The 21,818-nt window shown below is 66.9% G+C and carries 22 protein-coding genes; 5 read left to right on the top strand and 17 right to left on the bottom strand.

The window, feature by feature from the left end; all coding sequences use genetic code 11:
* Positions 1-48: 48 nt before the first annotated feature.
* On the bottom strand, positions 49-585 hold the full coding sequence (locus ACX12F_RS11430; protein WP_459369666.1) for an alpha/beta hydrolase: 537 nt from the start codon (positions 583-585) through the stop codon (positions 49-51).
* Positions 586-721: 136 nt separating this feature from the next.
* Between ACX12F_RS11430 and ACX12F_RS11425 the strand changes: the two genes are divergently transcribed.
* Positions 722-2,302, top strand: coding sequence for an amino acid permease (locus ACX12F_RS11425; RefSeq protein WP_459369665.1), 1,581 nt, complete (start codon positions 722-724; stop codon positions 2,300-2,302).
* Here ACX12F_RS11425 and ACX12F_RS11420 read toward each other — a convergent pair whose 3' ends face one another.
* The 8 genes from ACX12F_RS11420 to dxr all read right to left on the bottom strand — a co-directional run bounded on the left by ACX12F_RS11420 (position 2,303) and on the right by dxr (position 11,712).
* A complete protein-coding gene (locus ACX12F_RS11420; protein WP_459369664.1) occupies positions 2,303-3,793 on the bottom strand; it encodes a cobyric acid synthase in 1,491 nt (496 codons plus the stop codon).
* 1 nt (position 3,794) lies between these two features.
* The gene (gene map / locus ACX12F_RS11415; protein WP_459369663.1) at positions 3,795-4,652 is read right to left on the bottom strand and encodes a type I methionyl aminopeptidase; all 858 of its coding nucleotides are present in this window, start codon (positions 4,650-4,652) and stop codon (positions 3,795-3,797) included.
* 22 nt (positions 4,653-4,674) lie between these two features.
* Positions 4,675-5,259, bottom strand: coding sequence for a DUF1707 SHOCT-like domain-containing protein (locus ACX12F_RS11410; RefSeq protein ID WP_459369662.1), 585 nt, complete (start codon positions 5,257-5,259; stop codon positions 4,675-4,677).
* A 13-nt stretch (positions 5,260-5,272) separates the two neighbouring features.
* Positions 5,273-7,087, bottom strand: a complete 1,815-nt coding sequence (locus ACX12F_RS11405; RefSeq protein WP_459369661.1) for a penicillin-binding transpeptidase domain-containing protein — start codon at positions 7,085-7,087, stop codon at positions 5,273-5,275.
* A gap of 124 nt (positions 7,088-7,211) precedes the next feature.
* On the bottom strand, positions 7,212-8,066 hold the full coding sequence (locus ACX12F_RS11400) for a GNAT family N-acetyltransferase (protein WP_459369660.1): 855 nt from the start codon (positions 8,064-8,066) through the stop codon (positions 7,212-7,214).
* A gap of 77 nt (positions 8,067-8,143) precedes the next feature.
* Positions 8,144-9,310, bottom strand: a complete 1,167-nt coding sequence (gene ispG / locus ACX12F_RS11395) for a flavodoxin-dependent (E)-4-hydroxy-3-methylbut-2-enyl-diphosphate synthase (RefSeq protein ID WP_459369659.1) — start codon at positions 9,308-9,310, stop codon at positions 8,144-8,146.
* A gap of 9 nt (positions 9,311-9,319) precedes the next feature.
* Entirely contained in the window at positions 9,320-10,555 is a 1,236-nt protein-coding gene (locus ACX12F_RS11390; protein ID WP_459369658.1) for a M50 family metallopeptidase, read from the bottom strand.
* Complete coding sequence (dxr, locus tag ACX12F_RS11385) at positions 10,552-11,712, bottom strand: 1-deoxy-D-xylulose-5-phosphate reductoisomerase (protein WP_459369657.1); 1,161 nt, start codon at positions 11,710-11,712, stop codon at positions 10,552-10,554. The genes ACX12F_RS11390 and dxr overlap by 4 nt, the downstream gene beginning before the upstream one ends.
* Positions 11,713-11,857: 145 nt before the next feature.
* Here dxr and ACX12F_RS11380 point away from each other — a divergent pair, with 145 nt between their 5' ends.
* On the top strand, positions 11,858-12,112 hold the full coding sequence (locus tag ACX12F_RS11380) for a DUF2631 domain-containing protein (protein ID WP_043393662.1): 255 nt from the start codon (positions 11,858-11,860) through the stop codon (positions 12,110-12,112).
* A gap of 63 nt (positions 12,113-12,175) precedes the next feature.
* Here ACX12F_RS11380 and ACX12F_RS11375 read toward each other — a convergent pair whose 3' ends face one another.
* From ACX12F_RS11375 to ACX12F_RS11360, 4 genes are read right to left on the bottom strand one after another with little or no spacing between them, the layout of a single operon-like run.
* Positions 12,176-12,916: a YoaK family protein gene (locus ACX12F_RS11375; protein ID WP_459369656.1), complete on the bottom strand. Its 741-nt coding sequence runs from the start codon at positions 12,914-12,916 to the stop codon at positions 12,176-12,178.
* A 51-nt stretch (positions 12,917-12,967) separates the two neighbouring features.
* Entirely contained in the window at positions 12,968-13,396 is a 429-nt protein-coding gene (locus ACX12F_RS11370; RefSeq protein WP_459369655.1) for an FHA domain-containing protein, read from the bottom strand.
* Positions 13,397-13,423: 27 nt separating this feature from the next.
* A complete protein-coding gene (locus ACX12F_RS11365; RefSeq protein ID WP_459369654.1) occupies positions 13,424-15,061 on the bottom strand; it encodes a SulP family inorganic anion transporter in 1,638 nt (545 codons plus the stop codon).
* Positions 15,058-15,435, bottom strand: a complete 378-nt coding sequence (locus ACX12F_RS11360) for an ArsR/SmtB family transcription factor (protein WP_459369653.1) — start codon at positions 15,433-15,435, stop codon at positions 15,058-15,060. The genes ACX12F_RS11365 and ACX12F_RS11360 overlap by 4 nt, the downstream gene beginning before the upstream one ends.
* Before the next feature lie 147 nt (positions 15,436-15,582).
* Between ACX12F_RS11360 and ACX12F_RS11355 the strand changes: the two genes are divergently transcribed.
* Together ACX12F_RS11355 and ACX12F_RS11350 are read left to right on the top strand one after the other, a co-directional pair.
* On the top strand, positions 15,583-16,923 hold the full coding sequence (locus ACX12F_RS11355) for a wax ester/triacylglycerol synthase domain-containing protein (protein WP_459369652.1): 1,341 nt from the start codon (positions 15,583-15,585) through the stop codon (positions 16,921-16,923).
* A gap of 25 nt (positions 16,924-16,948) precedes the next feature.
* Positions 16,949-17,488 carry a TetR/AcrR family transcriptional regulator gene (locus tag ACX12F_RS11350; RefSeq protein WP_459369651.1) on the top strand — a complete coding sequence of 180 codons (540 nt, stop codon included), beginning with the start codon at positions 16,949-16,951 and terminating at the stop codon, positions 17,486-17,488.
* A 6-nt stretch (positions 17,489-17,494) separates the two neighbouring features.
* Here the strand turns inward: ACX12F_RS11350 and rlmN are convergent, their stop codons facing one another.
* Positions 17,495-18,592, bottom strand: coding sequence for a dual-specificity RNA methyltransferase RlmN (rlmN, locus tag ACX12F_RS11345; protein ID WP_459369650.1), 1,098 nt, complete (start codon positions 18,590-18,592; stop codon positions 17,495-17,497).
* A gap of 94 nt (positions 18,593-18,686) precedes the next feature.
* Here rlmN and ACX12F_RS11340 point away from each other — a divergent pair, with 94 nt between their 5' ends.
* Entirely contained in the window at positions 18,687-19,652 is a 966-nt protein-coding gene (locus ACX12F_RS11340; RefSeq protein ID WP_459369649.1) for a DMT family transporter, read from the top strand.
* Here ACX12F_RS11340 and ACX12F_RS11335 read toward each other — a convergent pair.
* From ACX12F_RS11335 to pyrH, 3 genes are read right to left on the bottom strand one after another with little or no spacing between them, the layout of a single operon-like run.
* The gene (locus ACX12F_RS11335) at positions 19,543-20,415 is read right to left on the bottom strand and encodes a phosphatidate cytidylyltransferase (RefSeq protein WP_459370315.1); all 873 of its coding nucleotides are present in this window, start codon (positions 20,413-20,415) and stop codon (positions 19,543-19,545) included. The genes ACX12F_RS11340 and ACX12F_RS11335 overlap by 110 nt on opposite strands.
* A 21-nt stretch (positions 20,416-20,436) precedes the next feature.
* Positions 20,437-20,994, bottom strand: a complete 558-nt coding sequence (frr, locus tag ACX12F_RS11330; protein WP_459369648.1) for a ribosome recycling factor — start codon at positions 20,992-20,994, stop codon at positions 20,437-20,439.
* The gene (gene pyrH / locus ACX12F_RS11325; protein WP_459369647.1) at positions 20,991-21,791 is read right to left on the bottom strand and encodes a UMP kinase; all 801 of its coding nucleotides are present in this window, start codon (positions 21,789-21,791) and stop codon (positions 20,991-20,993) included. Before pyrH ends, frr begins: the two co-directional genes overlap by 4 nt.
* Between the last annotated feature and the right edge of the window lie 27 nt (positions 21,792-21,818).

Genomic DNA, 21,818 nt, shown 5'->3' with positions numbered 1-21,818 from the left:
GGGACCGACAGGCTGCTCTCCCGTCGCTTCGCTCGCCTGAGCGGCCGATCACCAGGTGCTGCTGCGCAGCACGATCTCGTTGGCCACCTGGGCGGTGAACTCCTCGGCGCTGCGCCGGCCGACCAGCTCGGACATCCGGAATTCGCCGTAGATGAAGCGTTGCCCGGCCTGCGCCCGCGCCCGGGCATCGGCGGTGGTGACCACCACGGTGGTGTTGATCTCCACCGGCGGGCACGCATCACCCGACTCCTCGGCGGCTCGCGGATGGGTGCCGTCGATCGCCACCAGGGCGGTGAACCGGTCCAGCCGGGTGGCCGCCAGCCGCCAGGCCAGCTCACCCGCCCCGCCGTCGGTGAACAGCAGCGCCCACCGCACCCCGAGCGTATCCAGAATGCCGACAACCGAATTCACCGTCAGCCGGTCATCGGCCTCGATCACCACGGTGCGCAGCGACGCGGTGTGCAGGAGCTCGCACAGGGCGCCCGTCGCCTGCTTCGTCGTCAGCATGACGACGGTCGTGGCGTCGTCGGGGCCAGACACATCGACGGTGGCGCCGAAACCGTCGACGGTCGGGATGATTGGCATGACGCCACCGTAGCGAACGCCACCGGACCGCAGGTACCGATCATCAGCAGCCACCGACCGCACCCGCGTTGGCCAGCGCGAAACCCGGATGCACCCTATTGTTCTTCAACATCCAGGGGCGCCTAAGGAGGTCGCAGTGCCAGAAGGACACGAAGCACTCACCGAGGACGAGCTGCTACTGGCCAAGCTCGGATACAGTCAAGAGCTGCAGCGCTCCTGGTCGGGATTCAGCAATTTCGCCATCTCGTTCTCCATCATCTCCATCCTCTCGGGGTGCTTCACCTCGTTCGGTCTGGGCTGGAACAACGGTGGGCCGGCCGCCATCGCCTGGGGCTGGCCGATCGTTGCAGCATTCATCCTCGTCATCGGGCTCTGTATGTCCGAGCTGGTGTCAGCCTTCCCGACGTCCGGCGGAATCTATTGGTGGGCAGCAAAACTCGGCGGCGCAAAGGCCGGTTTCTACGCGGGCTGGCTCAACCTCATCGGCCTGGTGGCCATCCTGGCGTCCGTGGCGTATGGCTGTGCGACATTCATCGACCTCACCTTGGGCACCCTGAGCGCCGACTGGTTGGCGGGGTACAGCCTCACGCGCACCTTCCTCATCTTCGTGGCCATCCTGGGTATCTCTGCGCTGATCAACATCTTCTCGAGCCATCTGCTGGCGATCATCAACAACGTGTCGGTGTGGTGGCACGTCTTCGGCGCGGCCGCCGTCATCGGCATTCTGATCTTCGTGCCGAGCCATCATGCGAGCTTCTCGGACGTTTTCGCCAAGACGATCAACAACAGCGGCATGTTCGGTGGCGCCACGTCAGGCGCCGGCTGGCTGTTGGTGGTGCTGCCGATCTCGGTGATCCTGACGCAGTACACCATCACCGGCTACGACGCGTCGGCGCACCTCTCCGAGGAAACCAAGAGCGCGGCAGGCGCGGCCGCCAAAGGTATCTGGCGATCCATCTTCTACTCGGCCGTCGGCGGCTGGATTCTCTTGTTGGCGTTCCTGTTCGCGGTCCAGGACGCCGACGCGGTGTCCAAGGGCGGCGGCGCGGTGGCCGCCATCTTCAACCAGGCGATGAGTTCGAAATGGGCGACGCTGGTGCTGTTCATCTCGACGGCCGGCCAATTCTTTTGCGCCGTCGCCTGCCAGACCAGCGCGTCCCGGATGTTGTTCGCGTTCAGCCGGGACCGCGCGGTGCCCGGCCATCGGTGGTGGTCGGCGGTCAGCAAGCACAGGGTGCCCACGCACAGCGTGACGATCACCGCCGTCGTGGCCGCCGCGCTGACACTGCCGGCCCTGGTCAAGGTCGACATCAACGGCACCCCCACCCCGGTGGCGTTCTACGCCGTGGTCTCGATCGGGGTCGTCGGGGTCTACCTGTGCTTCGCGGTGCCGATCTACTACCGCTGGCGTGCCGGCGACGAATTCGAAACGGGCAGTTGGAATCTGCGCGGCCACCACCGGTGGATGGCCCCGGTCGCGCTGGCCGAGATCACGATCACCTCGATCATCGCCATGTTCCCGACCTCGTTGGGCGGCGTGCCGTGGGATCCCAGTTTCGAATGGAAGTTCGTCAACTACACGCCGTTGCTGGTCGGTGGCGTCCTGGTGCTCCTGTACATCTACTGGCACGTGTCGGTGAAGAACTGGTTCACCGGACCCATCAAGCAGGTCGAGGAGCCCACAGAAGCGGCAGAGTCCGTGGCCGAACCGAGCTGATCAGCGGAGCAGGCTGCTCGCGATAACCGGTCGCGCCGGCGCACCGGATTCCACGAGCTTGAGCACCGCGTCGATATCCGCATGCGCGGCAAGCAGATCGGCCATCACGTCAAGCTGAGCGTCGCGCAATGCCGCGACGTCGACGTCATCGGCCACCACGAACCCCGCCTTGCCGCAGGCCACCGCAACCTCGGTGAGCCAGGCCCGGCGCACCGCGTCGTTGTCCATCAGCCCGTGCCAATGCGTGCCGTAGACCTGGCCCGTCCGGATGCCGACACCGAGCCAGTCGGTTTCAGTGCTGCGCGCGACCCGACCGTGGTGAATCTCGTAGCCGTACAACGGCATATCCCAGTGCTTCAGGGTCTTGTCGGCGTCGAACTCGATGTCCGCGTCGAGCAGCCCCAGCCCCCGCACCCGGCCCGCACCCGATTCGACAGTGTCGACGATCGTCGTACAGAGCATCTGGAATCCGCCACAGACACCCAGCACCGCACGACCGGACCGGGCATGCGCAGTGGCGGCATCGGCCAATCCACGCTCGCGCAGCCAGTTCAGATCCGAGACCGTCGCCTTACTTCCGGGCAGCACCACCACATCGGCGCCCGCTAGCTCGGCCGCGGTGTCGACCCACCGCACCTGCACGCCCGGCTCGCACGCCAGGGCCTCGACGTCGGTGGAATTAGAGATCCGTGGCAGTCGTACCGCGGCCACCACCAAGGCATCGTGCCCGCGCGGCACCGTCGGCCGGCCCAGCCGCCCGCGCGCAGTGACCGACAGCGAGTCCTCGGCATCGAGCCACAGATCGTCGCAGTACGGAATCACCCCGAACGTCGGGCGCCCGGTAAGTGATTCCAGTTGCCGCAGACCAGGTTCCAGCAACGCGGGATCGCCACGGAACTTGTTGACCAGGAAACCGGCGATCAGCGTCTGGTCCGCCGGTTCGAGCACCGCCACCGTGCCGTAGAGGTGCGCCAGCAGCCCGCCGCGGTCGATGTCGCCGACCACGATCACCGGCAGGTCCGCCGCACGCGCCAATCCCATGTTGGCCACGTCGGTGGCCCGCAGATTGATCTCGGCGGGCGATCCCGCACCCTCACAGATGACCACATCGAATTCGCTTCGCAGTGACGCCAATTCGTCGGCCACCACGGTGGCGAGTTGCGTCCGCCGGCTGAAGTAGTCCCCGGCTGCCACCGTGCCGGCGACCTGGCCGCGCACCACGAGCTGCGAGGTGCGGTCCCCACCGGGCTTGAGCAGGATCGGGTTGAACCGCACGCTCGGCGCCAGGCCGGCCGCGCGCGCCTGCATCGCCTGCGCCCGGCCGATCTCACCGCCTTCGATCGTGACGGCCGAGTTGTTGGACATGTTCTGCGCCTTGAACGGCGCCACCCGCACGCCCTTGCGGGCCAGCAGCCGGCACAGCCCGGCCACCACCATCGACTTACCGGCGTCCGACGTGGTGCCGGCGACCAGCAGAGCCCCGCCGGTCACGTCACGGCAGGGTCAGGATGTCGGCGCCGTCGTCAGTCACCACGAGGGTGTGCTCGAACTGCGCCGTCCACTTCTTGTCCTTGGTCGCGACGGTCCAGTCGTCGTCCCAGATCTCGTAGTCCAGCGAACCGAGGTTGATCATCGGCTCGATGGTGAAGGTCATGCCCGGCTCCAGCACCGTCTCGACCTCGGGCTTGTCGTAGTGCAGCACGATCAGGCCGTTGTGGAACGTCTCGCCGATGCCGTGGCCGGTGAAGTCGCGAACCACGTTGTAGCCGAACCGGTTTGCGTACGACTCGATGACCCGCCCGACCACCGACAGCTGCCGACCCGGCTTGACCGCCTTGATGGCCCGCATGGTGGCTTCGTGGGTGCGCTCGACCAGCAGCCGGTGCTCCTCGGAGACGTCGCCCGCCAGGAACGTGGCGTTGGTGTCGCCGTGCACGCCGTCCTTGTAGGCGGTGACGTCGATGTTGACGATGTCACCGTCCTCGATCACCGTCGAGTCCGGGATGCCGTGGCAGATGATCTCGTTCAGCGAAGTGCAGCAGGACTTCGGAAAGCCCTTGTAGCCCAGCGTCGACGGGTAGGCGCCGTGGTCGAGCATGTACTCGTGCGCCACCCGGTCCAGGTGGTCGGTGGTGACACCGGGCGCGACGGCCTTGCCGGCCTCGGCGAGCGCCTGGGCCGCGATGCGGCCGGCCACGCGCATCTTCTCGATCACCTCGGGCGTCTGCACCCATGGCTCGCTGCCTTCGCGCACCGTCGGCTTCCAGGCATACTCCGGGCGCGGGATCGACTTGGGCACCGGCAGGGTGGCAGACACCTCGCCGGGGCGAAGCGCGGTACGAACAGACATCGTCCCAGCGTAGCGGGCGCGGCTAGGTGCGGTCGCCGCGCCCGAACCACGTCCGGCGCGGCCCGCGGATATCGACCGAGCCGAAGACCACCCGTCCGGTCAGGATCACGTGCGGGGTGCCGTCGGAAGGCGCGTCCTTGCGATGGTCGGTGGCACTGCCGACGGCCACCTCGACGTCGTCGATGGATGCGCTGGCGCCGTCCGGCAGCCGCAGATCCAGGGAGCTGAACTTCAGATCGAGCTCGATGACCACGATGGGGCCACCGAACCGGGCGCGGGTCAGGTCCAGGTCGATCGAGCCGACACGACGGACCAGCGACAGCCGGGTCGGCACGACCCATTCGCCCTGTCGCTTCAGCGACCCCATGACCCCGCGCAGCTCGACGCGGTCGGTCGAACCCGTGACAATGGCGTTCGGTGCGGGCAGATCGCCTACCAACACCGCCAATTCGGCCTGCTGACGGGCGAGGGCGACCAGCGCGGACCGCTCGGAGAACTCGTCCATGTCGATGAGCCCCAGGGCCACCGCGTTGTGCAGTCGCCGGAGCGTGCCGTTGCGGTCGGCGTCGGAGACGCGCAGGACCGCGATCTCGTCGCTGTTGGTCACCCAAACAGGTTACTCAAGCGAGGTAATCGGGCGGCAGTCCCTTGAACATGTCGCGGCACATGCGAACCGCAGTCTCTGACCCACCGCCGCCGACGATCAGGGCCGCGAACGCCATATCGCCGCGGTAGCCGGCAAACCAGGCGTGCGAGCCGCCCTGGAATTCCGCCTCCCCGGTCTTCCCGCGCACATCGCCGCTGCCCCGCAGGTCCTTGGCCGTGCCGTTGGTGACCACGAGCTGCATCATGGGCCGCAACCCATCCAGCATCTTCGGGCTGATGGGGGCCGTGTTGCCGGTGACCGTGGTCGAGCGGCCTTCGATCAGTTGCGGGAGCGGGGTCTTCCCGGCCGCGACGGTCGCCGCCGCCAGCGCCATCCCGAAGGGGCTGACCAGTACCTTGCCCTGGCCGAAGCCGTCTTCGGTGCGCTCAGCCAGGTTCACGGTGGGCGGCACCTTTCCGGTGACGGTGTCGATGCCGGCGACCTGGTAGTCGGCACCGATGCCGTACTGGGCGGCCGCGTTGGTCAGCGCTCGCGGCGGCATCCGGCTGGCCAGCTCGGCGAAGGTGGTGTTGCACGAGTTGGCGAAGGCCTTGGCCATCGGGACGACGCCCAGATCGAATCGGTCGTAGTTCGGGATGGTGCGCTGCCCGATGTCGATGGTGCCGGGGCAGCCGAGCAGCGTGTTGGGCCCGGCCATGTCGGTTTCGATGGCAGCACCGGCGGTGATGATCTTGAACGTCGACCCGGGCGGGTACAGACCCATGGTGGCGGTCGGGCCGTCGACATCGGCGGCTGCGTTCTGAGCGACGGCCAGGATTTCGCCGGTCGAGGGCTTGATCGCGACGATCATCGCCTTGCGGCCCACCATGTTCACCGCATCCTGAGCAGCGTTCTGCACGTTGCGGTCCAGGCTGATGGTGATCGACGGGGCCGGCTTGCCCGGCACCTCGTCGAGGACGTCGATGTCGGCACCGTTCTGGTTGACGCTCACGACGCGCCAGCCGCTCTGACCGACCAGCTGATCGGCCACCTGCTTCTTGACCTCGGTGACGATGGCCGGCGCGAAGTGGGGATCGGTGGGCACCATCTCCGGCTGCGGGGTGATCTCCACGCCCGGCAGATGGCCGAGTGCCGCAGACACCTTGTCGTTGTCCTCGCGGCGCAGGGTAATCAGGTTCAGCGGTGCGGTGGACGAGCTGGCCTGCTCCGCGAGCCGCTGAGCGTCCATGGTGTTGTCGAACTGCCGCAGCACGTCGGCGACCACGCGTGAAGTCCGCATCAGGTCACCGGCCGCAGAACGTGCATTGAGCGCGTAGTTGTAGTGGTACCCAGGTACCAGAACGTTGCTACCACCCAGCTCGTTGACCGAGGCCCGGACGGGCTGGTCGGCGCGCAGCTGGAAGCTCTGGTGCTCCCCCAGGTTCGGGTGCAGATCGGTACTGCCCCAACGCACTTGCCACCGGTTGTCCTGCCGGATCATGTTGAGCTGGCCGGTGTAGGACCAGGTGCGGTCCTTGGGCAGGTGCCAGGTGTACCGGTAGGTGATCTTGCCGGTGTCCTGGGTGTACTTGGAGCCGAGCACCTGCGCGTCGAGTTTGGTGGCCTGCAGACCGGCCCAGGCCTGGTTGATCGCGGTACGTGCGTCATTGGGCTTGTCGGCCAGGTCAGCGGCGGCGCCGGTGTCCCCGCGGCCGAGGGCGGCGAAGAACGCCTGCGCGGTGGGCTCGGGGCCGTTGGGTTTCGGGGTGCAGGCCGTCATCGCTCCTGCGACCGCCACCACCGACAACAACGCGGCCGAGCGCGAAACGGATGATGTGTGCGTTGCCATTGGGGCTGATGTTAGAAGTGTGACAAGCAAGTGGCGCGGAGGCACACCGAGACGTAACCGTGACAGTTTTGTGAGCACCCGGACGCAGGACGTCCGGTGTGAGGTCGCGCACGCGGCGCGGGCGTCAGTCCAGCAGCACCGTTGCGTAGGTGCCCAACTGGTTGAACCCGATGCGCCGGTAGATGGCGCGGGCCGGGGTGTTGAAATCGTTGACGTAGAGGCTGGGGGTCCGTCCGCTGCGCAAAACCGCCGACGCCAGGGCCGCTGTACCCGCCGCGCCGAGACCGTGGCCACGCCGATCCGGGTGCACCCACACGCCCTGGATTTGACCGACCCGGGACGTCTGCGCCCCGATCTCGGCCTTGAACACGACCTGGCCGTCCTCGAAACGTGCCCAGGCCCGGCCGGCGGCGATCAGCCCCGCCAACCGGCGGCGGTAACCGCGACCGCCGTCGCCCATGCGCGGGTCAACCCCCACCTCGCCGATGAACATGTCCACTGCCGCAACGACATACGCGTCCAGCTCGTCCATCCGGACCGGGCGTACCGCAGGATCGAGCGCGCATTGCGGAGCGTCGGACAGCGTCAGCAGCGGCTGGCAGTCCCGGACCTCGCGGGCCGGGCCCCACACCTGGGCGAGTTGCTGCCACATCGGCAGCACCAACTCGGCGCGACCCACCAGGGACGAACACCGCCGCGGCGCGCTCATCACCTTGTCCGCGAAGATCATCATGTCGGCCGCGGTGCCGCGCATCGGGATCAGATTCACCCCGGCGAAGCACAGCGACTCGGTGGGCAGACTGCGGGTCCACAGCTCGCCACCGATCGCCACCGGATCAAGGCCGTGATCGCCCACGCGGGCGGCCACCATGCAGGTGCCCACCGGGTCCTCGTCGAAGACCTGCTGCACCTGGGCGACTTCGCGTACCACTGAGATCCGGCGCGCATCTGCGATCCGGAACAGCGGAGGTGCCGACATTCACCGACCTTCTTGTGTGCGTGTGTGACTGATGCGGTAGCTGGGCGTGCTCGGTGACCGGAGTCACAAGACTGAGCTCAGCTTACGGTCACGACGGGCGAACCGCTCGCATCGGTGCCGGACTCGGCCGCGATTCGCATGGCCTCTTCGATCAGGGTCTCGACGATCTGCGACTCGGGCACGGTCTTGATGACCTTGCCGCGCACGAAAATCTGGCCCTTGCCATTGCCGGATGCCACGCCGAGGTCCGCCTCGCGCGCCTCGCCCGGTCCGTTTACCACGCAGCCCATCACCGCGACGCGCAACGGCACGTCGAGCCCGTCGAGGCCCGCTGACACCGCGTTGGCCAGCTTGTAGACGTCCACCTGCGCACGACCGCACGACGGGCAGGACACGATCTCCAGGCCGCGCGGGCGCAGGTTCAGTGATTCCAGAATCTGGTTGCCGACCTTGACCTCTTCGACGGGCGGCGCGGACAGCGACACCCGGATGGTGTCCCCGATGCCCTCGCTCAGCAGCGCCCCGAACGCGACGGCGCTCTTGATGGTGCCCTGGAACGCGGGGCCGGCCTCGGTCACGCCGAGGTGCAACGGGTAGTCGCACTTGGCGGCGAGCTGGCGGTAGGCCTCGACCATGATCACCGGGTCGTTGTGCTTGACGCTGATCTTGATGTCGCCGAAACCGTGCTCCTCGAACAGCGAGGCCTCCCACAGCGCCGACTCGACGAGCGCCTCAGGAGTGGCCTTGCCGTATTTCTCGAGCAGCCGCGGGTCGAGCGAACCGGCGTTGACGCCGATGCGGATCGGGATGCCCGCGGCACCGGCAGCCTTCGCAACCTCCTTGACCCGGCCGTCGAACTCCTTGATGTTGCCCGGGTTCACCCGCACCGCGGCACATCCGGCGTCGATGGCCGCGAAGATGTACTTGGGCTGGAAGTGGATGTCGGCGATCACCGGGATCTGGCTGTGGCGGGCGATCTCGGCCAGCGCGTCGGCGTCTTCCTGGCGCGGACAGGCCACCCGGACGATGTCACAGCCCGACGCGGTCAGCTCGGCGATCTGCTGCAGCGTGGCGTTGACGTCGTGGGTCTTGGTGGTGCACATCGACTGCACCGCGATCGGATAGTCGCTGCCGATGCCGACGTCGCGCACCATCAGCTGGCGGGTCTTACGGCGCGGCGCGAGGGTTGGCGGCGCGGGCGGCTCGCTGCCAACGCCCGGCATACCCAAACCGATGGAGGTCATCACGGTCTCCTACTGGAAGATTCGAATGGGGTTCACAAGGTCAGCCGTCACGGTCAGCAGCATGTAGCCACCGATCACAACCAGCACCAGATAGGTGGCCGGCATCAGCTTGAGGTAGTTCACCGGCGCCGCGGCGACTTTGCCGCGGGACGCGCGAATCATATTGCGCAACTTCTCGAACACCGCGACCGCGATGTGTCCGCCGTCGAACGGCAGCAGCGGGAGCAGGTTCACCGCGCCCAGCACGAAGTTCAGCTGCGCCAGGAAGAACCAGAACATCACCCACAGGCCGTGGTCGACGGTGTCGCCGCCGATGATGCTGGCCCCGACCACACTGATCGGTGTTTCCTTGTCGCGCTCGCCGCCGCCGATCGAATGGATCAGCGCACCGACCTTGGTCGGGATTTTCGCCAGCGACTTGCCCAGTTCGACGGCCAGGTCACCGGTGAACGTGAAGGTCGCGGGCACGGCGGTCAGCACGTTGTAGTGGGTCGGTCCGGGCTGCGCCGCAGCAGTGACGCCGATGGCGCCGACCTGCGCCGCAGTCGCGGCTTCCTTGTCGGTGAATCGTTGGGTCTGCTCGACGTTGACGGTGGTAGTGAACGTCTGGCCGCCGCGTTCGTAGACGACGGGGACAGCGCCGCGCAGGCCTCGGATGGCCTTCGCCATCTCCTCGAACGTGCTCACCGACTGACCGCCGACCTTGACCACGGTGTCCCCGGCCCTCAGCCCGGCCGCCGCGGCAGGCCCGGCACCCGGATGGGGGCACGGACCGAACGGGTTGTCCCCCGTCTTGGCGATCTGCGGCGCCACACAAGCGGTCTCACCGATCACCGCGGTGGTCGCCGGATGCAGGTTGGGCAGGCCCCACGTGACGGCGATGCCGTAGATCAGCACCAGCCCGATGACGAAGTTCATCGCGGGGCCCGCGAACAGCACGGCGACGCGCTTCCACACCTTCTGCTTGTACATCGCGTACGGCTCGTCCGCGGGCGCGATCTCGTCGACCGACGTCATACCCGCGATGTCGCAGAAGCCGCCCAACGGCACGGCCTTGAGTCCGTACTCCGTGGTGCCGAGCCGGTTGGGCCGGTGCGTCGACCACAACGTCGGGCCGAAGCCGACGAAGTACCGCCGCACCTTCATTCCGGTGGCCCGGGCCACCCACATGTGGCCGCACTCGTGCAGGGCCACCGACACCAGAATGGCCAGCGCGAAGAGCGCAATGCCGATCACGAACATCATCGGGCGGGCACAACCTCCTGTGCGATGGTGCGCCGTGCCCGGTCTCGGGCCCAATCCTGCGCATCAAGTACGTCATCCACGGTACTGGGTTCGGCGGCCCATTGATCCGCAGCGCCCAGCACGTCGGACACGGTCCGCACGATCGCCGGAAAGCCGATACGTCCCTGCAGGAAGGCTTCCGCAGCCTCCTCGTTGGCGGCGTTGTAGACGGCGGTCAGGCAGCCACCCCGCGTCCCGGCCGCACGCGCCAGCCGGACTGCCGGGAAGACGTCGTCGTCCAGCGGCTCGAACTCCCAGGTCGACGCCGTGGTCCAGTCACAGGCCGGCGCCGCGCCCGGGACCCGCGCCGGCCAGCCGAGGGCCAGCGCGATGGGCAGTTTCATGTCGGGCGGGCTGGCCTGTGCCAGTGTCGAGCCGTCGGTGAACGTGACCATCGAATGCACGATGGACTGCGGATGCACGACGACGTCGATGCGGTCGTAATCGATGCCGAACAGCAGGTGGGTCTCGATGAGCTCCAGCCCCTTGTTGACCAGCGATGCCGAGTTCAGGGTGTTCATCGGCCCCATCGACCACGTCGGGTGGGCGCCGGCCTGCTCGGGTGTGACGTCCTCGAGCGCGGCAGCCGACCAGCCTCGGAACGGCCCGCCCGAGGCGGTGAGTACCAGCCGGGCCACTTCGTCACGCGTGCCGCCGCGCAGGCACTGGGCCAGCGCCGAATGCTCGGAGTCCACGGGCACGATCTGCCCGGGCTGCGCCGCCTTGAGCACCAGCGGCCCGCCGGCGACCAGCGATTCCTTGTTCGCCAGCGCCAGCCGGGCACCCGACTGCAGCGCGGCGAGCGTCGGCTTCAAACCGAGCGCACCGACCAGTGAGTTCAGGACGACGTCCGCCTCGGTCTCCTCGATGAGCCGGGTGGCCGCGTCGGCGCCCGCGTAGGTGACGTCGCCGATGCGCTCGGCCGCGGCGGCGTCGGCCACCGCGATGTTGGTGACGCCGGTCTCGGCGCGCTGCCGGGCCAGCAGTTCGGCGTTGCCGCCGCCGGCCGCCAGGCCGACGATCTCGAACCGGTCGGGGTTGGCGGCGATCACCTCCAGGGCCTGGGTACCGATCGACCCGGTACTGCCGAGCACCAGGACTCGTAGCCGCTCACTCACGTCTCCATTGTGCCGCTCGATCGCAATATCCGAGTACACGGTGTGCGACTGGCGAAATACGCGGTCAGAACCCGGCCACCACCAAATACGACCGAGTGTCGTATGTAAGAATGTCGGCAATCCATCGGATCGTTAAGGAGTAGCCGTGGCCACCACCGAGGTCGAACGAAGCACCGGCGTCGATGTCGAAGACGTCCCCTCCGCCGAGTGGGGCTGGTCCAAGATGAACCGCGGCGTCATTCAGGCCGGTGGCATCCTGTCTGCTCTCTTCCTGCTGCTGATGCTGCGCGGCAACCACGTCGGCCACGTCGAGGACGCCTGGCTCATCGGGTTCTCCATCCTGCTGTTCGTCATCGTGATCCGCGGCTGGTGGCTGCGTCGTCGCGGCTGGATCCGCTGACCACAGCCCAAACGGCAAAGGCCACGAACTCTTTCGAGTTCGTGGCCTTTGCCGTTTGACCGTCTAGGCTGCTGCGGGCTCACTGCGCCGCCGGTCGGTATGGAAGAACGTGACGATCGTCGTTGCGCCGCAGATCAATCCGACCGTCCCGATCAGCTGCGGTCCGGTGATGCGGTCGGCCAGTCCACCACCGACCGCCGCGCCGACCATGAACGAACCCAACAGAGCGAAATATCCCAGCCAGTCGTACACGGTGCCGTTGCCACAGATATGCCGCTCCAGGCCTTGCCCCAGCTTGACCACCGTGCCGGTGACGTAGCTGAGCGGCACCGCCACTTCACCGCGCTTGACGAAACTGGTGTTGAGCGCGCCCACCGAGAAACAGATGATCAAGATGCCCGTGAAGTTGACATCCTCGTAGTACCAGCCGTCTTCGAAGATTTCGACGACCGTCGCCACCAATAATCCGACAGTGACCAACGCGGTGGCACCGTGCGGGTGGTTCTGCCAGAACTTGCGCCGCAGGAACGACGCGACGAACACGCCCAGCACGAACGCGGCCATCAACGACAGCGCGGCCTGCGGCCCGGCCCCGGCCACCTTCTGGCGTTCGGCGACGTCGAACCAGCCGAGCACCGCGCGTTCGGTATTGCCCGTCATGAAGGTGACGAAGTAGCCGGCGCTGTGCAAGAACGCGACCGCGCCGATCATGCCCGCCAACCACGACAACAACCACGACAGCCGCGCCTCAGGTCCGACTGCGGCTTCCCTGCTTACAACCCTGTCGGGCGACTGCTCATCCACCGGCACATTATGTACGGCGCGGATGGCGATACAGCGCGAACAGGTCCGTACTCAGCGGCCCTGCGACTGACAGGTGAAGGTCAGCCGGAACTTGCCGATCTGGATCTGGTCGCCGCTGGTCAGCGGGAGGGACTGGATCTGGCTCCCATTGACGTAGGTGCCGTTCAGGCTGCCGGCGTCGATGATCCAGTATTCGTCGTCGAGCCAACGAATCTCGGCATGCTGGCGGCTGACCGTGACATCGTCGAGAAACACAGCGCTGTCGGGATTTCGGCCCGCGGCGACGACTTCGTCCCCCAGCAGGAACTGTCCGGCGGGACCAGGGCCGCGCGTGATCACGAGCATGCCCGAGCCTGGGCACACCTCGGACGACTTCTGTTCCACGGCGGGGCTTTTGACAGGTTCGCCGATGATGCGGTGGATGGCAGTGGCGTCGACGGTGAGGTCATCGCTGAGGTGCGCGTGGTCGGTCAGGCTCATATCGGGTTTCCTTTGCCTAGATAGGCGTTACTTGCCGGCGTGGCTGCGGGCATGGGCGATGGCATCGTCCAGCGTGTCGATGAGGTGGTTCTCATGCCGTAAGGAATCGATGATGCCGACCCCCGCAAGGAGTTCGCGATGCTCGGGCCGGACGCCCTTGATGATCACCGTGATTCCCTGGGTCTCAAGGTCTTCGACGATCTGGGTCAGGGTGTGCGCACCGGTGGCGTCGAGCATGCCGAGCTGAGACAGCCGAATGATGACGACCGACGTATCGGGATGGTTGCCATCGGTGATGGCGGTTGAGATCCGTTCGGCCGCACCGAAGAACATGGCGCCGTCGAGCCGCAGCAACGCGATGTGCTCGTCGCCGGGCAGGTACGGCCCCGGCAGGTCCTCGCGCGTGACGCTGCTGCGTTGGGCCAGCGCGCGCAACGCGAACAGTGCCGTCGCGGCAATGCCGATCTCGACGGCCTCGATCAGATCGAAACAGACGGTGACGGTCACGGTCAGCAGGAAAGTCAGCGCGTCCGAACGTGTGGATCGCAGAATCCGGGTGACCGTGTGGGGTGCGATCATCCGGCACGCCGTCACCATCAACACCGCCGAGAGCGCCGCCAGCGGGATCGTCCCGACCAGTCGGCTGATCAGATACACCACGGCGAGGAGCACCACCGAGTGCACGATCGCCGCGACGCGAGTCCGCGCACCCGAGCGCACATTGACAGCGGTGCGGGCTATGGCTCCAGTGGCCGGCATGCCGCCGAACAACCCGGAGGCGACCGAAGCCAGGCCCTGCCCCACCAGTTCCCGGTTGGGGTCGTAGGGGCCGGTCGAGGACATCGTCGCCGCCACCCGCGCTGACAGCAGCGACTCGATTGCGGCCAGCGCCGCGATCGCCAGTGCCGCGCCGAACAGAGAGTGCAGCACCGCCAGATCGGCGTGTGGCAACACGGGAGCGGGCAACCGCGACGGCAGCGCCCCGATCCGAATCGCGCTCAATCCGGTACCCGCCACCACCACGGTCGCCACCACGACGGCCACCAACGATGCGGGCACAGCGGGGTGCAGCCGGGGCAGCCCGATCATCAGCGCCGCCACCAGCGCGGTGACGAGGAGCGCCGGCCGCGCCACGCCCATCTCGATGTGCGAGACAACCACGCCTGCGGCAGCCAGCGGGGACCGTCCGGCAGGCACCGACTGCCCGAACGCGGCCGGGACCTGCTGCAGAAAAATGATGACGGCAATACCCAGGGTGAAACCCTCGATCACCGGCCACGGGATGAACGTCACCGCACGCCCGACGCCGGTGACACCAGCCACCACGACGATGACCCCGGCCAAGATGGTCACCACGGCGATGCTGCCCAGTCCGTATTGGGCCACGATCGGCGCCAGCACCACCGTCATGGCCCCGGTCGGCCCCGACACCTGCACGTGCGAGCCGCCGAATACCGCGGCCACCAATCCCGCAACGACCGCGGTGACCAGCCCGGCCGCCGCACCGACACCCGAACTGATGCCGAACGCCAATGCGAGGGGCAAGGCCACCACCCCGACCGTCACCCCGGCAAGGACATCACGCCGCCACGAACGGCTGAGGCCGGCATAGTCCTTGGCCGATGGCAGCAACCGAGCGATCCGGTCGGCGGCGATATTGATCATCGGTTGGTCCCGATCGGCGGCAGCGAGCCGACAGCATCGAGCTGATCGCGTTGGGCGGCAAGGGTATCGGCGAGGAAAGTGCGTGCGATGAGCAGCAGTTCGGCGATCTTCGGATGCGCCAGCGTGTAGTGCACCGCGTTGCCGGTCCGATACCTGGTGACGACGTGATGGCGTTTGAGCACGGCCAGATGCTGTGAGAGCAGCGTCGGTTCGATGTCACTGGCCGCGAGGATGTCGCTCACCGGAGTCGGGCCATCGGAGGTCGACAAAATCTCCAGCACCCTGATGCGAGCCGGATGCGCCAGCGACTTGAAGAGATTCGCCTTGATCTCGTACAGCGGCCGTTCGGGGCCATCGAGCACGCTGTCGACCATTACCACACCCTTAATTGATGGATTGACGAAATTCGCAATCCATCATAGCGCGCCAGACCCATCGAACCGATTCGCGAGATCGGCGGCCGCCCAGACAACCCACAGGCTCGCGCAGCAGAAAATTGTGGGCTGGGTAACATTCGCGACATGACCGTCGCCGACAACACGATCGACTTGGGCGATCAAGCCTCATTCACCGGCTTACGGGCGCTGGGCCGCGGTCCGCTCATCCAGTACACCTGGATCTACGAACATCCCCTTGATCTCGATGGACTGCGTCGCCTACACCGCAACTTGGGATCCGGCGGACTGCTGGGCCGGCGGATCGAACGGTCGCCATTGCCGTTCGGACGGCACCGGTGGGTCCGCTCGACCGGACCGATCGATCTCGACATCGCCACCGAGACGCGGCCTGTCGCCGAGCTGGACGACTGGATCAACGAACGCGCATACCAACCGGTCGACCCGGAACACGGCCCGCCCTGGCACCTCGGGGTGCAGCCGCTCGAAGGCGGCGGTGCCGCCGTGTCGCTCGTGGTGTCGCACACCGTCGGTGACGGCCTGGCCATCGCCGAAGCCGTCACCGAAGCGGTCGAGGGCGAACCCCGCGACCTCGGCTACCCGGCACCCGGCGCCCGGCCCCGGCGCGAGGCGCTGCGCGAAGACCTCCGCCAGACGGTGCGCTCGGTACCCAGTTGGTTCAAGGCGGTGGTCGGGGCCGTGAAGATCGCCCGTGACCAGAAAGGCGACCTGGCCGCGTCGGCAAAATCGGTGAAAGCACCCGTCTCCAGCGGGATCACCACGCCGGTGACGCCGCCGTTCGTCACCGTCCATGTCGAGATCGAGGAGTGGCACCAGCGCGCCAAAGCCCTTGGCGGCACCAGCAACGTCATGTTCGCCGCGCTGGCCGCACAGGTCGGCCAGGTCGTGGGACGGTTGGGAGAGGACGGAAAGGCCATGCTCTCGTTCCCGGTCAACATCCGGACCGAAGGTGACACCCGGGGCAACGCGCTCAGCACCATCACCGTGATGGCCGACCCGGAGAAGGTCAGCACCGACCTGAGCGAGTTGCGGGGCGACATCAAGCGCGAACTGGCCGGTGTCGACGAGTGGACCCGGATGATGCTCACACCGCTGCCGCTCACCCCCCTGGTGCCGAAGTTCGCGGTGCGACGCCTGGAGAAGATGGTGCTCAAGGTCGGCAAGCCCATCGGCTGCTCGAATCTCGGCCTGTTCCCCGCCGCGTTCAACCGGCCCGACGGCACCGACGCCGACAATTTCCACGCCCGCCTGGTCGAGCCGGGACTGACGCCGGTGGACCTCGAGCGCCTGAACGGCCACCTGTTCCTGGTGCTGTGCCAGACACCGACGTCGATCATCGTGACGGTCACCGCATGGGAGCCGGGCGAGTCGAACACCAAAGCGGCACTGGCAGATTCCACTCGAAAGGCGCTGGACGAGCTCGGCCTCACCGGAACCGTCGACTAAGTTACCGAGTAGTACCATCGGTTTCGTGGACAGTACCGCGAGCGCCCAGAACGGCTCCGTCGAGGATGCCTCGACCCCCAGCCGCATCCTGGTGGCGACGGCGGAAGTGCTTGCCCGTCAGGGACAAACCAAGCTCAGCCTGTCCGAGGTCGCCATGCAGGCCGGCGTCTCGCGCCCCACGCTGTACCGCTGGTTCGCTTCCAAGGAGGCGCTGCTCGAGTCGTTCGGGCGGTACGAGCGCGACTTGTTCGTCGACGGCATGACCGCCGCCACCGAAGGGCTGCGGGGCAACGAAAAGCTCGATGCCGCACTGCGATTCATCGTGCAATATCAGAAGACCTACTCAGGGGTGCGAGTCATCGACATCGAGCCGGAGGCCGTGCTGGCGCAGCTGCCCAACGTCGTCCCGATCATGCGGAGCCGGTTGCAGAAGCTGCTCTCGGGGCCGAATGCCGAATTGAAGGCCGCGACCGCCATCCGGATCGCGGTGTCGCACTACCTCGTCCCGAGCGACGACACCGAGCAGTTGCTGGCGCAGCTGCGCCACGCCGTCGGCCTGCGCTGACCGGTCTCAGCCCTCGGCCGCCAATTGTCCACAGGCAGCAGCGATTTCCCGCCCGCGAGTATCACGTACCGTGCATGACACGCCCGCGGCCTGCACCCGGCGCACGAATTCGCGCTCGACGGGTTTCGGGCTCGCGTCCCACTCGCTGCCCGGGGTGGGGTTCAACGGAATCAGGTTCACGTGCACCAGCGAACCGAGCGCTTTGTGCAGCTTCTTGCCCAAGAGATCGGCCCGCCAAGGCTGATCATTGACATCGCGGATCAGCGCGTACTCCACCGACACCCGCCGGCCGGTCACGTCGGCGTAATACCGTGCGGCGTCAAGGACTTCGGAGACCTTCCACCGGTTGTTCACCGGCACCAGGGTGTCACGCAGTTCGTCGTCCGGAGTGTGCAGCGACAAGGCGAGCGTGACACCCAGCTTCTCGTCGGCGAGCTTACGGATCGCCGGGGCCAGGCCGACGGTCGAGACCGTCACCGACCGGGCGCCGATCCCGAAACCGTCAGGAGGTGATGCAGTGATTCTTCGGACGGCCGCCACCACGCGGTTGTAGTTGGCCAGCGGCTCCCCCATGCCCATGAAGACGATGTTGGACAGCCGGCCGTCATGCTCATTGCGCATCGCGGCCGACGCCGCCCGCACTTGCTCCAGGATTTCGGCCGTCGAGAGGTTCCGCTTCAGACCGCCCTGGCCGGTGGCGCAGAACGGGCAGGCCATGCCGCAACCGGCCTGCGACGAGATGCAGACGGTGTTGCGCTGCGGATAGCGCATCAACACCGACTCGAACGTCGTGCCGTCCACCGCACGCCACAGCGTCTTGCGGGTCTCCCCCGCATCGCACTGCACCTGACGAGCCGGGGTGATCAGTTCGGGGAACAGCGCGTCAGCCACCTGCGTCCGCACCGCGGCGGGCAGGTCCGTCATCTCCCGCGGATCAGCGATGAGGCGGCCGTAGTACTGGTTGGCCAGCTGCTTGGCGCGGAATTTGGGCAGCCCCAGCTCGGCGACGGCCGAGACGCGGCCGTCGGCATCGAGATCGGCCAGATGGCGCGGCGGCATGCCGCGCCGCGGCGCATCGAAAACCAGAGGAAGGGAAACGGCCATAACGGGCTCCAGTATCGCATCGACCGGACCCCGCAAGAGAAATCACAGCCGAAAATCGTTGGACGGGGCAGCCGTAACCGGTCACCATGGCGCCATGCCACCCCGCCCCGCGTCACTCCTGGCCTTCATCTACGCGTTGGGTTATCCCATTGGCGCCCTTGCCGTTTCGTCCCTGTCGCCCATGGCGACACTGGTGTTCCGCTTCGGTCTGGCGGCCGCCATCCTGACCACATGGGCACTGGCGGCGCGTGTGAAATGGCCCACTGGCACCCGGCTGGTGCACGTCGTCATCAGCGGTCTGCTCACCCAGGCCGTGCAATTCATCTGCTTGTATCTGGCACTGATGCACGGCGCGCCGGCGGTGCTGGGCGCCGTGGTCATCTCGATGAACCCCGTCGCGACCGCCCTACTCGCTGCTGTGTTCCTGGGGGAACGGCTGACGGCCATGCGTGTCGTCGCTCTGGTCCTGGGGGCGCTGGCAGTGCTCGCGGCGTGTGCCCAGCGACTACTCATGGTCGGTGGGGTCGACGCGGTGATCGTGCTGCTGGTCGTCTCGCTGCTGGCGCTGGCCTCGGGCGGCGTCTACCAGCAGCGGTTCTGCCGCGGAGTGGATTTCCGCGCCACCGCGGCGCTGCAGAACACGGCATCGCTGATTCCGGTGGCGATCCTGGCTGCCGTCATGCCGTGGACCGTTATCAACCCGCACACCGCCGTCTTGGCGGTCGGCGCCGTCGTGCTGCTCAACGCCACCCTGTGCATGACGCTGTACGTGCGAGCCATCGATCGCTACGGCGCCGCCGCGGTGGCCATGCTGTTCGCCGTGATCCCCGCGATTGCGGGTGTGTTGTCCTGGCTGCTGCTGGGCCAGAGGCCCGATCTGGGTGTGGTGGTCGGCCTCGCGCTCGGCGCGCTGGCCTGTTGGCTCAACTCGCGAGCTGTGGCGCGGACCGTCAGGCCAGCAACTCCAGCACCAGCCACGCCGCCACGGCCGACGGCAGAATCGAGTCGATCCGGTCCATCAGACCGCCGTGACCAGGCAGCAGAGTGCCCATGTCCTTGATCGCGAGGTCTCGCTTGACCTGCGACTCCACCAGGTCACCCAGGGTGCCGGTGATGACGAGCATGATGCCGAGCGGCACACCGACCCACAGCGGCCTGCCGGCCAGGAAATGCACCGACAGCACCGAGACGATGATGCTGAACAACAGCGACCCGCTGAAGCCCTCCCAGGACTTCTTCGGGCTGATCGCCGGCACCATCGGGTGTTTACCGAACAGCACGCCGGCCGTGTAACCACCGATATCCGAGGCCACGACGCCCAGCATCATGCAGAACACCTGCATGGCACCTTCGTGGTAGCCGCCTTGGTTGGGGTGGATCAGCAGCGCCGTGAAAGCGCCGAACAGCGGCACCCAGGCGGCCAGGAAAACCGTCACCGAGACATCACGCGTGTAATTGACCGGCGCGGCTTTCAGACCGCCCGACAGCAGCCGCCAGATCATGCACAACGCCACCGTGGCGCCGAACGCACCGAGCGCACCGGCTTCCCGGTACGGCCAGGTCAGCCAGATCATCGCCTGGCCACCGATCAACAGCGGAATCACCGGGACGGCGTAGCCGCCTTCACGCAGCCGCCGCACCACTTCGTGGGTGGCCAACGCGACGGCCAGGGCCACCAGCGCCACCCACAGCTGCGGGGCCCACAACAACGTCGCGATGACGGTGCCGCCGAGGACAACGCCGACGGAGATTGCCGCGGGCAGGTTGCGGCCGGCGCGCGATGTCTTCTTGGGCTCCCCGGTCGGAGCGGTATCGGTGGTCACGAAAGTCACGGCTGGGAGGTTCTAGACCTCCAGCAGCTCGCCTTCCTTGTGCTTCACCAGGTCGTCGATCTGAGAGGTGTAGGTGGCGGTGGTCTTGTCCAGATCCTTTTCGGCGCGCGCGACCTCGTCCTCGCCGGCCTCGCCGTCCTTCTTGATCCGGGACAGCTCGTCCATCGCCTTACGACGGATGTTGCGCACCGACACCTTGGCGTCCTCGCCCTTACCCTTGGCCTGCTTGACCAGTTCCCGGCGGCGTTCCTCGGTCAGCTGCGGGATGGAGATGCGGATGACGCTGCCGTCGTTGCTCGGGTTGACGCCGAGGTCCGAGTTCCGGATGGAGTCCTCGATGGCCTTGAGCTGATTGGCCTCATAGGGCTTGATGACCACCAAGCGCGCCTCGGGGACGTTGATGCTCGCCAGCTGGGTGATGGGCGTCATCGAGCCGTAGTACTCGATGTTGATCCGGTTGAACATGCCCGGGTTGGCCCGGCCGGTGCGGATCGACCCCAGGTCGTCACGGGCCACCGATACGGCCTTGTCCATCTTCTCTTCGGCATCGAAGAGGGTTTCCTCGATCACTTGTTATCTCCCGTCGCTCCCGCTCGCCCGGCCACCCAGCTCGAGCTGGCGACCAGCGTTCCGATCTTCTCACCCGCGACCGCGCGTGCGATATTGCCTTCAGTCAGCAGATTGAAGACCAGCATCGGCATGCCATTGTCCATGCACAGGCTGAACGCGGTGGCATCGGCGACCTTCAGGTCGCGTTCCAACACCTCACGATGGGTGATGGTGGCGATCATCTGGGCGTCGGGAACCTCACGCGGGTCTGCGGTGAAGACACCGTCGACGGCCTTGGCCATCAGGACCACCTCTGCACCGATCTCCAGCGCACGCTGCGCGGCGGTGGTGTCGGTGGAGAAGTAGGGCAGCCCCATGCCGGCACCGAAGATGACGACACGCCCCTTCTCCAGGTGCCGGCGCGCCCGCAACGGAATATAGGGCTCGGCGACCTGTCCCATGGTGATGGCGGTCTGCACGCGGGTGTCGATGCCTTCCTTCTCCAGGAAGTCTTGCAGCGCAAGGCTGTTCATCACGGTGCCGAGCATGCCCATGTAGTCACTGCGCGTCCGCTCCATGCCGCGCTGCTGCAGCTGCGCGCCGCGGAAGAAGTTGCCGCCGCCGATGACCACGGCGACCTGCACACCGCCGCGTACCACCTCGGCGATCTGCCGGGCGACCAGAGCCACGACGTCGGGGTCCAGACCCACCGCACCGCCGCCGAACATCTCGCCACCGAGCTTGAGCAGTACTCGTGTATAGCCCGGCCGGATCACACCCTGGCCACCATTGTCTGCCTCGTTGTCTGGGCTGGCCATCAGACTCCTTCGGTCCCCACACGTCAC

The organism is Mycolicibacterium sp. HS_4_1 (genome assembly GCF_054515875.1).
Note: the sequence above shows the minus strand (reverse complement) of the source record. Positions and strands in the feature narration are given on the sequence as shown.